Origin of the sequence: Streptosporangium sp. NPDC049644 (assembly GCF_040675205.1) — a bacterium.
GTDB classification, from domain to species: Bacteria; Actinomycetota; Actinomycetes; order Streptosporangiales; family Streptosporangiaceae; genus Streptosporangium; species Streptosporangium fukuiense.
Genome location: NZ_JBFAOJ010000043.1, coordinates 62,272 through 73,683 on the forward strand (window position 1 = coordinate 62,272; position 11,412 = coordinate 73,683).

Below are 11,412 nucleotides of genomic sequence, written 5' to 3' on the forward strand. Positions count from 1 at the left end.
GCCGTGGCCGCCCCCTGGCCGGGTCCGGCTCCCGCCCGGCCTGGTCAGGGGGCGTCGCCTGTTTGGCCACGGCAATCTGCCTTGCCGGTTCGCCGTCGAATGTCAGCACATGTCCTGATAAATACGAAACGACACGGTTGCGTATCGAAAAAGGCGGCGCTACGGTGGTGTTTCGAAACTCATACGTATCGAAAAACGGGGCCTTCGTGGAACAACAGCTTGGTCACCCGAGACGGTGGCAGATCCTGGGAGTGCTGGTCTTCAGCCTCCTGGCGGTCGTGCTCGACAACACCATCCTCAACGTCGCACTGAAGACGATCGCCGATCCGGCGGAAGGCCTGGGAGCCAGCCAGAGCCAGCTGGAATGGGCGATCAACTCGTACACGCTCGTCTTCGCGGGCCTGCTGTTCACCTTCGGGGTGATCGGCGACCGTACCGGCCGCAGGCGCATGCTCATGGTGGGCATGGTCCTGTTCGGCCTGGCCTCGCTGGCCAGCGCCTACGCCCAGGACCCCATGCAGCTGATCGTCGCCCGGGCGTTCATGGGCATCGGCGGTGCCGCGATCATGCCGGCCACGCTGGCCATCATCTCCAACGTCTTCCCCCCGCAGGAGCGCGGTAAGGCGATCGGCGTCTGGGCCGGTGGCGTGGGGCTGGCCGTGGCGGTCGGGCCGATCACCGGCGGCCTGCTCATCGAGCACTTCTGGTGGGGGTCGGTCTTCCTGATCAACCTGCCGATCGTGCTGGTCAGCATGGTGCTGATCGGCCTGGTCGTACCCGAGTCGCGTGACCCGCGCCCGTCCAGGCTCGACCCGGTCGGCGTGATCCTCTCCGTCGTCGGTCTCGTCGCCCTCACCTACGGCATCATCCGGGGAGGCGAGCTGGCCACGGTCGCCAGCGCGGAAGTGCTCATCCCGACGATCCTCGGCATCGCCGTGCTCGGCGCCTTCGTCTGGTACGAGCGCCGCATCGACCACCCGGCCTTCGACGTCCGCTACTTCCGCGACCCGCGCTTCGCCACCGCGGTCGGCATGGTCGGCATCGTGTTCTTCGCGATGATGGGCGCGATGTTCTTCCTGGTCTTCTACCTGCAGATCGTGCTGGGCTTCAGCCCGCTGCAGGCGGGCGCCCTGATGATCCCCTTCGCCGCCGCTCAGCTGATCTTCGCCCCGCTCAGCCAGCAGATGGCCGCGCGCTTCGGCGGCAGGCTGACCGCCACCGTCAGCATGGTCATCGTGGCCGGCGCGCTGGCCTCCTACGCACTGATGGACCAGCACACCCCGATCCTCCTGCTGGAGATCGTGTTCTTCGTCCAGGGCGCGGCGATGGCCAACATCATGCCTCCGGCGACGACCGCGATCATGGAGGCGCTCCCCAGGGAGAAGGCGGGCGTCGGTTCGGCCATGAGCAACACCGTCCGCCAGGTGGCCGGCGCGCTCGGGGTCGCGCTGCTCGGCTCGCTGCTCTCGGCCACCTACCGAGACCAGATCGCCCCCGCGCTGACCGGTCTGCCCGATCAGCTCAGGCACGTCGCCGGGGAGTCGCTGACCGGAACGCTCGGCGTGGCCCAGGGGCTCGGCGAGCGGGGTGCGGCGCTGATCGAACCGGCGAAGCTGGCCTTCGTCGAGGGCATGCACATCACCGCCCTCGTCTCCGCGGCCATCGCGCTGGTGGGGGCCCTGGTGGTGCTCAGGTGGCTGCCCGGCACGCCCTCCGAGGCGCCCGTCCCGCGGGGTATCGATCGCGAGAAGGAACCGGCAGTAGTGTAGGGGTGCGATGACGACCACCGACGAGACCCAGATGGCCGAGACCCGGACAGCCCAGGCTCAGACGACCCGCCCCGCGGGCCGTCCCCGCAGCGCCAGGGCGGAGAGGGCCATCATCGAGGCGACCCTGGACCTGGTCGGGGAGAGCAGCGGCCTCTCCGAACTGTCGATCGAGGGCATCGCCGCTCGCGCGGGGGTCGGCAAGACCACCATCTACCGGCGCTGGTCCAGCAAGGAGGACCTGCTCGTCGACGCGCTGGCGACCCTCAAGAGGCCGTTTCCCGCGCCGGGGGGCGTCTCGGTCCGTGAGGATCTGATCACCTACATGCGGGTCTTCCAGCAGGACGCGTGCGACACGCGCAACCGCTGCGTGATGAACATCGCGATGAACGAGGCCGAGCGGCACCCGCGCCTGGTGGAACGCATCCGTCAGGCGACCATCGAGCCGCGCAGGGCGGCGATCGCCGCCCTGCTGCGGCGCGGCATCGCCACCGGCGAGCTCCGGGCCGACCTCGACGTTCGCATCGCGATGGCGACGGTGGTCGGCGCCGTCATGTGGTACATCCGCACCGAGGGCCTGGAAGAGAACGGCGAACTCCCCTCCGACCTGGCCGAACGGATCGCCGACCAACTCCTGGCCGGCCTCGGCCCCGGCTGAGACTCACCGAGAGGCACACGGTGCCGGGCCGGACCTCCGCCCTCCCGCGCGCGTTCTCCGGTCCCGCCGCGCCGGCGTCCGGCCGGTCGCGAAGGGGGCACGGCCGCGGGCCGGGACCGTGGGAGGTCCCGGTCAGCCGGCGGTCTCGCGCCAGCGGTTGGTGATGGGCAGGCGGCGGTCGCGGCCGAAGTTCTTGGGAGTGATCTTGGGGCCCGGAGGATACTGGCGGCGCTTGTACTCGGCCAGGTCGACCAGGCGGATCACCCGGGCGACCAGCGCGGGATCGTGTCCGGCGGCGATCAGCTCGGCCGAGCCCATGTCCCTCTCGACGTAGTCGCCCAGCAGCCGGTCCAGGACCCCGTACTCGGGAAGGGAGTCGGTGTCGCGCTGGTCGGGGCGGAGTTCCGCGCTGGGCTCCTTCTCGATCGAGTTCTCCGGGATCGGCGGCACCGCGAAGGGGTGCAGGAACTCGCCCGAGCGGCCCGCCTGGGCGTTGCGCCAGCGCGACAGCTCCCAGACCAGGGTCTTGAGCACGTCCTTGATGGGCGCGAAGCCACCCGCGGAGTCGCCGTAGAGGGTGGAGTAGCCGGTGGCCAGTTCACTCTTGTTGCCGGTGGTGAGGACGAGGTGGCCGTGCTGGTTGGACAGGCTCATCAGGAGCATGCCGCGCACCCGGGCCTGGAGGTTCTCCGCGGCCAGGCCGGAGAGCTCGATCTCCTTCTCGAAGCCGCTGACGATGTCGGCGATCGGCACGGTGTGAGCGTTGATCCCCTGCCGGTCGACCAGTTCCTGGGCGTCGCTCAGCGAGTGGTCGGAGGAGTAGCGGGAGGGCATCAGCACCGCGTGCACCCGGTCGGGGCCGAGGGCGTCGGAGGCGATCGTGGCGGTCAGCGCCGAGTCGATGCCGCCGGACAGGCCCAGGATGACCGACTCGAAGCCGTTCTTGGCGACGTAGTCGCGGACCGCGAGGACCAGCGCCGAGTAGATCTCGGCGGTGTCGTCGAGCTGCTCGGCGAGCGTGGGGGGCTCCGGCTCGTACGGCTCCAGGGGGCGGGGCGACAGCTCCAGCCGCTCCACCGTGATCACGCTGTTGTCCCCGGCGTCCACCTGGAACTCCCCGAGTCCGCCGTACCTGGCCTCGGGCAGCTCCAGGTCCGTGACCAGCAGTTCCTCGGAGAAGCGCGCCGCGCGCGCGATGAGCTCGCCGGAGGCGGAGACGACGAGCGAGTCGCCGTCGAAGACCAGCTCGTCCTGGCCGCCGACCTGGTTGACGTAGGCGAGGGCGCAACCGGCCTCGCGGGCACGCCTGGCCACCAGCGCCAGCCGTACGTCGTCCTTCTCCTTCTCGTACGGCGAGGCGTTCGGCACCACCAGCAGCCCGGCTCCGGCCTCGGCCGCCACGGCGACGGGGCCGCCCTCCTGCCAGAGGTCCTCGCAGACCGCGATCGCCACGTCGACGCCGTGCAGCCGGAAGATCGGCAGCCGGTCGCCGCGGACGAAGTAGCGGTACTCGTCGAAGACGCCGTAGTTGGGCAGGTGGTGCTTGGCGGTCTTGACGACCACCCGGCCCCGGTGGAGCAGTGCCGCCGCGTCGAGCGGGGCGCCCTTGGGCTGGCCGACCCGCGGGGCGAGATTCGCGCGGTCCACGTAGCCGGCGACGACCGGGATCTCGCCGAGTCCCGCCTCGTCCAGCCGTCGCGCGGCCTCCTCGATCGCGGAGATCGACGCCTCCACGAACGAGGTGCGCAACACCAGGTCCTCGGCGGGATAGCCGGTCAGGAACATCTCGGTGAAGACGACCAGGTGCGCGCCGCGGTCCGCGGCGCGCCGGGTCCACTCGACGAGCCTGTCGGTGTTGGCGGCCAGGTCACCGACGGCGGGATTGCTCTGGGCCAGGGCGATACGGAGTTGAGCCACGTGCCCATCCTATTGGGACGTACCACGGGATCACCGTTCAGGTGATCCCTCCGGGCGCGCTTTGCCCATATCTACTGCTATATCGGGATGAAAGGTGCGGTCCAGCTCTGGGGGTCGTCCGGGAAACCGGTGAGGTGCGACGAGAACGGCACGTTCCGATGGCCGGTTGCCCGTCGGCCGGCGTCCGATGTCGCCGTCCGGCGGGCAGCACGCGGGACGTCAAGAGGCGTCAGTCGAGAACCCCGACCAGCCCGAGGTTCCTCGCCCCCGCCGGCTCGGTCACCCGCTGCAGCTCCTTGCCCGCGCGGGAGAGGACCACGATCGTGTTGGCGGTCGTGCCTCTGACACGGACCGCCAGGCGGCCGTCGCGCAGGTAACGCGCGCCGAGCAGCCGCCCCTTGACCGGGATGGCGACCTTCGCCCCGGTCTTGGTGTCGTAGATCGACGGGGAGAACGACAGCGGCCAGGAACCGTCACCGCCCGGGGCGTTCGCGCCGATGGCGTTGACCACCACCCTGCGGCCGTCGGGCGACAGGCTCTCCACGTGGTTGGCGAGCTTGATGCCGGGGCTGCGGCTGGAGACACGCCTCCTGGTGTCCAGGAGGTAGACGCCGTTGACGTCGCCCGCGTACCCGGCGAGAGTCCTGCCGTCGGCCGACCAGGTCAGGTGGCAGGGACCGAGGGTCTTGCCGGCGTTGACCGAGCCCTTGCCGTCGGCGCCGACCACGGCCACGGTGGTGGCCTCGGCCGTGCCCCGCACCGGGTAGGCGAGCCGCTTGCCGTCGGCGGTCCAGGCCGGGGTCAGGCAGGGACCGCCGTAGGCGGCGTTCTTGGCGATCACCCTGTCCCCGGTGGCCGACCTGACGTGCAGCCTGCTCTTGTCGTCGATCCAGGCGACCTTGCCGCCGCCGGGCGCGACCGCGAACTGGCCGGCGAAGGCCCCGCCTCCGGCGGTCAGGCGGCTCCAGCCTCCCCGGTGGGTCAGCGCCTCGATCCCGTTGCCGGTGTGGCGGAAGTAGACGGCGCCCGCCACGGGAGCCGTCCGGGGTGAGGCCACCGCGGGGGTGGCGGTGGCAGACACGGCGAGTGCGGCGCCGGCGGCCAGTGCCCAGTACTTCAAGGAGATCTCCTCGGGTCGATTCCTTAACGGAGTTAGAGTCCCGAGAGTGGCAGAAGGTTTACCGGCGGTCGGCCGTGATCGGCAGCACGGCCTCCACGACCGTGCCGCCACCGGGGGCCGCCTCGATCACGCAGGTCCCGCCCAGCTCGGCGGCGCGCTCGCGCATGGAGAGCAGTCCGACTCCCGAGCGGGGGCCGGCGGGCAGCCCGTGCCCGTCGTCCTGGACACGCACCACCAGTGACTCCCCGCGCCGCAGCGAGATGGTCGCGGAGCTGGCCCTTGCGTGCTTGCGGACGTTGGTGAGCCCCTCCTGCGCGATGCGGTAGGCGGCCACCTCGGCCGCCGCGGGCAGGTCCGACAGGTTGCCCTCGGTCTCCACGGCGACCCTCGGTGTGCCCTCCTGGGCGAGGGCCCGCACGGCCCCCGCCAGGCCCAGATCGTCGAGGGTGGGCGGCCGCAGGCCGTACACCAGTTCCCTGATCTCCTCACTGACCGTGTCCATGCCGGCGCGCAGCTCCGCCAGGAGCCGGTCGGCGGAGTCGGGGGCGGTGCGCAGGCTGATCCTGGCCATGTTGATGACCATCGCCATGTCGGTCAGCGCGTGGCCGAGCCCGTCGTGCAGGTCCCTGCGCAGACGGCGGCGCTCCTCCTCGCGGGCGGTGAGGATACGCTCCCGGGAGTGCTGCAGGTCGGCGGTCATTCGCGCCGCGTGCACCACGTCGGCGACGTACGGCGTGGCCACCGCGATCAGGCGGTCGTTGTGCGCGGCGGCGAACCTGCGGGGGCCGGGGGAGCCCAGCAGCAGCAGCCCGACCGGCTCGCCGTGCCAGACCAGTGGTACACCGCGTGGCGCCGGGCCCAGCAGGCCGACCTGTATCTGCCTGGCGCCGGGTTCGTACACCTCGACCGCGACCCCGGTGACGCTCAGCCCGTCCTTGACCACCGCGGCGACGGCGGCGAGCGCGTTGGTCGGCTCGGTCTCGCGGACCTCGCCGGCCAGGCGCGCGGCGAACGCCCGCGGGTCGCCGTGCGTGCCGTACATGAGCCGGTCCACCAGGTTCCTGAGCCTGTGCCGGAGCGGATGGAAGATCATTCCGGCGAGCAGGGCCGCGATCAGGCCGCCGACCCGGTCGTATCCCGACAGGGCCAGCCCGGCGACCGCGCCGACCGCGTAGATGACGCTGACCGCGGCGATCAACCCGGCGGCGACGAAGGCGCGGCTGACCACGGTGTCGATGCCGTAGAGCCGGTAGCGCAGCACCGAGAAGGTGATGGCCACCGGGATCAGCGCGGTCCAGAGTGTGGCGGCCGGCCACCAGTCGGATCCGGCGAGCAGGCAGGCGACGTAGAAGGCGAACGCGAACAGCGGCCAGGCGATCTGCCGGCGCAGTACGGGGCCCGCCCGCCGGAAGCGCAACACCAGGGAGACCAGCGCCAGCAACGCGAGGACCGATATCAGAAGGGCGAACGCCTGGCGCAGGGCCATGCTGTAGGGGGCCGTGGCCTCCAGCGCGAGCGGGTTGGGAATGATCCGCGGCCAGGGGTAGCTCGCCTGGTCGGGTGTCGGGCGGGTGACGTCGAGCAGCGTGACGATCACCACCACGACCGCGCTGATCGCCACCATCGGCCGCCAGCGCCGGGAGGGCAGCCTGCCGTCGGGGGAGTAGAGCGGGAGTATGACCGCCAGCAGGATCCCGCCGACCTGGTGGCCGATGACCATGGGCCAGCGGAAATAGCCGGCCATGTCCATGTCTCCCGCCGCGGCGAAGGCGAACAGCACCGACTCGGAGAAGATGTCGATCGCGCACAGCAGGCCGCCCACGCACATCAGCCATGCCGTGGCCGGACGCGCGCGGTGGGCCAGCAGGAAGGCGCCCACCACGGGGAACATCAGCCCCGCCATCAGCTGGGGCGTGCCGTTCGCCTCCGGGTGCCACTCGGGCGGCGCATCGAGGCGGAGCACGACCCCGCCGACGATGAGTCCCACGGAGAGGGCGGCCATCGCCACGGCGGCGAGCCGCCGTGGCGAGCGCGGCAGAGTGCGCGAGAGCGGCACGGCGGGCCCGGCGGGCACGGTGAGCGCGTCGACGGCCCGTCTGGGCACGTCGCCGATACCGTCGAGCACCCGGCCGTGCTCCCGTGCCCGCAGATGCATCGCTATCTGCCCACGTCGCCGGGGTTGACCAGCCCGGACTCGTACGCGGTGACGACGAGCTGGGCCCGGTCGAACAGCCCGAGGTGGTCCAGCAGCTTGACCACCGACTGTGAGACCGACCGCTCGGAGACCGCGAGGGTCGCCGCGATCTGCCGGTTGGTCAGCCCTCTGGCGACCAGCTTCATCAGGTCGAGGTCCGCGTCGCCGAGACCGGCGAGGCCGGGCGGCGCGGACGGGTTGGTGCGCCCGGCGAAGGCCGCGATCAGGCGGGTGGTGACGGCGGGGTCGATCAGCGCGTCCCCGGCCTGCGCGGCTCGTATCGCGGTGATGAGCTGCTCGGGCGCCGACGTCTTGAGGACGAACCCGCTCACCCCCGCGCGCAGCGCCGCGTAGAGGTTGTCGTCCGTGCCGAAGGTGGTCATCATGACGACCTTCGGCGGTGCCTCGTCGGCCAGAATCCGCCGCGCGGCGGTCAGCCCGTCCAGTCTGGGCATCTGGATGTCCATCAGCACCAGGTCCGGAGCGGTCTCCCGGACCACGGCGATCGCCTGCTCGCCGTTCTCCGCCTCCCCGACGAGCTCGAAGCCGGGCTCGCTGTCCAGCACCACGCGCAGGCCGGTGCGGACCAGGGCCTGGTCGTCCACCACCACGATTCGCAGCCCGGGCAGCGCCCGCGCCCGCTCCTCGGTGGCCGTCGGGCGTGGTGCCGCCGGTTCCGCCGGGCGCGCGGCGACCGGCTCCGCGGGCGGGTCGAGGTGAACGGCCTGGGCCAGCATGTCGGACTCCAGGCGCTGCAGGGCGGCGCCGAGGTCGAGGCCGAGCTCGTCGCGGAGCATCCCCCTGGCCCGTCGGAGCGCTCCCAGCGCGTCCCCCTGCCTGCCGTTGCGGTACAGGGCCAGCGCGAGCAGCCGCCAGGCCTCCTCCCGCAGCGGATGCGCCGAGGCGTGCGCCTCCAGGTCGGCGACCAGGGCACCGGAGTGACCCAGGAGGAGTCCCGCGTCGGCGCGGCGTTCGACCGCGATCAGCCGCAGCTCCTCCAGCCGGCCCGCCTCGGTCACCGCCCACGGCAGGTCGGAGAACTCGGCGAGGGCCGGGCCACGCCAGAGTGCGAGGGCGGCCTCCAGCCGACTCCACACCTCGGCGGGCTCGCCACCGGCCTTGACCGCGTTCTCGAACATCCAGGAGTCCACCTGGTCCGCTGAGGCGCGCAGCGCGTAGCCCGGCGGGGCGGAGACCAGTACCTCGGCCTCCTCCCGCGGCGCGCGGCCGGGTTCCAGGGCACGCCGCAGCCGCGACACGTATCCCTGGATGGTCGACAGGGCCTGGGTCGGAGGTTCACCCGGCCACAGCTCGTCGATCAGCATGGTCACCGGGACGGCGCGGCCACCGGCTACGAGGAGCCGGGCCAGCACCGCCATCTGGCGCTGGCCGCCGAGATCGAGCAGCGCGCCGTTGTGGCGCGCCTGGAACGGTCCGAGAGCACGAAATGTCAGCATTGCAGGCGTAAGGCTAGAGCTACCTGGGCCAACGTCATAGGGCAATACTCACCATCGTTCGCAGGCTGTAAGAAATCATCGGTGGTCATATCTCCACATTCAAGTTCACCGGAAGAACGGCTTCGACCATGGTGCCCCCTTCGGGAGGTGTCGTGATCATGCATGTCCCGCCGAGTTCGGCGGCTCGCTCGCGCATCGAGGCCAGCCCGATCCCCAAGCGACGCTCCGCGGGGATGCCGACCCCGTCGTCGTGCACCCGGATGCTCAAGAAGTCCTCGCCGCGTTCCAGCGACAGCCGCACCGTCGTGGCGCCGGCGTGCTTGCGGGCGTTGGTCAGCGCCTCCTGCGCGATCCGGTAGGCGGCCACCTCGGTGGCGGCGGGCAGCCCCGACAGCTCGCCCCTGACCTCCACGGTGGCGCCGGAGCCCGCCATCTCCGCCACCGCGCCGGCCAGGCCCAGCTCGTCGAGGGTGGGCGGTCGCAGGCCGTACACCAGGTGCCTGATGTCGCTGGTGACGCTGTCCATGCCGGAGCGCAGCTCGCTGAGCATGCGCTCGGCCGTCTCGGGGGAGACGCGCAGGGAGTGCCTGGCCGCGTTGATGGACATCGCCATCCCGCTGAGCGACTGGCCGAGGCCGTCGTGCAGGTCGCGGCGGAGACGGCGGCGTTCCTCCTCGCGGGTGGTGACGATCCGCTCCCGGGAACGCCGCAGCGCGCCGACCAGCCGGACCGCGTGGGCCGCGTCCGCCACGTACGGCGTGAGCGCGGCGATGACCCGCTCGTTGTGCGCGGCCGGCAGACGCCTGGCACCCGGGGGGCCGATGAGCAGGCGGCCGACGGGCTCGCCGTGCCACACGAGCCGGATGTCGCGCACCACCTCCTCCAGTGTCCCCGCCGTCGCCTCCTCGGGCCAGCCGCCGGAAAAGCGCACGCCCGTACCGGTGACGGCCAGACCGTCGCGCAGTACCTCCAGGGCGGCGGCCAGCCCGCCCGCCGGATCGGTGTGCTGCAGCCTGCGCCCGAGTTCGGCGGCCAGCGCCACCGGGTCGCCCTTGCTGCCGTAGAGCAGGCGGTCGGCGCCGCGCTGGAGCACCCGCCGTATCGGCTGGAAGAACGCCCCCGCGCAGAGCGCGGCGACCAGGCCGCCGATCCGGTCCACGTCGGACAGGAACAGACTGGAGGCGGTGCCCACCGCCACGTACACCCCGCCGATCACGCCGACCAGGCCCGCGCCGACCAGGGCCCTGGTGACGAGCGTGTCGATCCCGTAGAGGCGGTACCGCAGCACCGAGAAGGTGATCGCGAGCGGGACCAGCGGGATCGTGAACGACGCCAGCCACCACACCGGGTTGCCGAGCACCCAGGGGACGATGACCGTGGCGATCGCGACCAGCGGCCACAGGATCTGTCTGCGCCCCTCCGGGCCCGATCTCCGGAACCGGGCGGCCAGCGAGACGAAGGCCAGGAGTATCACCGCGTTGGTGATCGTGTACAGGAACAACGTGAAGGGGTGCGGCTCCGACCGTTCGGGCGAGGATATGAACTCCATCGCGAACGCCTCGACCGCCAGGACGGCGACCGAGCCCCAGACCAGCGGTCGCCAGCGCGGGGAGGGCAGTCTCCCGTCCGGGTAGAGCAGCGGCAGCAGCACGACCAGAAGCAGGATGGTCAGGCTCCAGCTCACCCCGGCGACCGTCCAGAGCACCTTGGGCGCGGTCGTCCACTCCCGCATCACCCCCAGCAGGGCGAGGTTCACCGTGAGGCTGTTCAGCGCGGAGAACAGTCCGCCCAGGCAGAGCAGCCAGCCGATGACCAGCCGGGGCCGCTGGAACGCCAGCAGCGCGCCAAGGATGGGGAACGCGGTGCCGGCCACGTCCTCCGGCGCGAACGGCAGCGGCGTGTAGTCGGGTTGCGGGAGCTGCGCCGTGACCCAGACGTTGACGCACACCATCGCGACGGACGCGCTGGTGATCAGCACCGCCGCGACCCGCCCCTGGACGGGCGTCACCGTTGAGATCGACAGGTTCAGCCCGCGCATGGTGGTTCAGGCCCTTCATCTGGTACTTGGAAGGACCTTAACCGGCTTGAAGCGCAAACCAATCAATAAGAGATCAAAGGAGGGCGTATCTCGTACGAAGCCCCGGAGCCGGCCCGATCATCGGCAGGCGCTTTCACCCGGCCCGCTCCCACCCGGGCGGACTCGCCCGGGGGGGGGGGGGGGGCGGGGCCGGCCCGGCGGAACGGGGGGGGTTGGGGAGGGCGGGGGGGTGGGGAAGTGGGGTTTGTGTTTGGTGTTGTTT

The 11,412-nt window shown here is 71.5% G+C and carries 7 protein-coding genes; 2 read left to right on the forward strand and 5 right to left on the reverse strand.

The window, feature by feature from the left end; all coding sequences use genetic code 11:
* The first annotated feature begins 206 nt into the window (after positions 1-206).
* Positions 207-1,769, forward strand: a complete 1,563-nt coding sequence (locus tag AB0J58_RS23765; protein ID WP_364218813.1) for an MFS transporter — start codon at positions 207-209, stop codon at positions 1,767-1,769.
* Between the two features lie 7 nt (positions 1,770-1,776).
* On the forward strand, positions 1,777-2,424 hold the full coding sequence (locus AB0J58_RS23770) for a TetR/AcrR family transcriptional regulator (protein ID WP_364218815.1): 648 nt from the start codon (positions 1,777-1,779) through the stop codon (positions 2,422-2,424).
* A gap of 132 nt (positions 2,425-2,556) precedes the next feature.
* On the opposite strand, the gene AB0J58_RS23775 is transcribed toward AB0J58_RS23770, so the two are convergent.
* The 5 genes from AB0J58_RS23775 to AB0J58_RS23795 all read right to left on the reverse strand — a co-directional run bounded on the left by AB0J58_RS23775 (position 2,557) and on the right by AB0J58_RS23795 (position 11,150).
* Complete coding sequence (locus AB0J58_RS23775; RefSeq protein WP_364218817.1) at positions 2,557-4,341, reverse strand: NAD+ synthase; 1,785 nt, start codon at positions 4,339-4,341, stop codon at positions 2,557-2,559.
* A gap of 229 nt (positions 4,342-4,570) precedes the next feature.
* Positions 4,571-5,461: a hypothetical protein gene (locus AB0J58_RS23780; RefSeq protein WP_364218819.1), complete on the reverse strand. Its 891-nt coding sequence runs from the start codon at positions 5,459-5,461 to the stop codon at positions 4,571-4,573.
* Positions 5,462-5,519: 58 nt separating this feature from the next.
* Positions 5,520-7,616: a sensor histidine kinase gene (locus AB0J58_RS23785; protein ID WP_364218821.1), complete on the reverse strand. Its 2,097-nt coding sequence runs from the start codon at positions 7,614-7,616 to the stop codon at positions 5,520-5,522.
* A gap of 2 nt (positions 7,617-7,618) precedes the next feature.
* Complete coding sequence (locus AB0J58_RS23790; RefSeq protein ID WP_364218823.1) at positions 7,619-9,112, reverse strand: BTAD domain-containing putative transcriptional regulator; 1,494 nt, start codon at positions 9,110-9,112, stop codon at positions 7,619-7,621.
* 85 nt (positions 9,113-9,197) lie between these two features.
* Positions 9,198-11,150 carry a sensor histidine kinase gene (locus AB0J58_RS23795; protein WP_364218825.1) on the reverse strand — a complete coding sequence of 651 codons (1,953 nt, stop codon included), beginning with the start codon at positions 11,148-11,150 and terminating at the stop codon, positions 9,198-9,200.
* Positions 11,151-11,412 lie beyond the last annotated feature (262 nt).

Bases quoted from the DNA above. Each gene is read 5' to 3' on its own strand.
- AB0J58_RS23790 (WP_364218823.1), bottom strand. From the start codon at position 9,112: ATGCTGACATTTCGTGCTCTCGGACCGTTCCAGGCGCGCCACAACGGC.
- AB0J58_RS23795 (WP_364218825.1), bottom strand. From the start codon at position 11,150: ATGCGCGGGCTGAACCTGTCGATCTCAACGGTGACGCCCGTCCAGGGG.
- AB0J58_RS23785 (WP_364218821.1), bottom strand. From the start codon at position 7,616: ATGCATCTGCGGGCACGGGAGCACGGCCGGGTGCTCGACGGTATCGGC.
- AB0J58_RS23770 (WP_364218815.1), top strand. From the start codon at position 1,777: ATGACGACCACCGACGAGACCCAGATGGCCGAGACCCGGACAGCCCAG.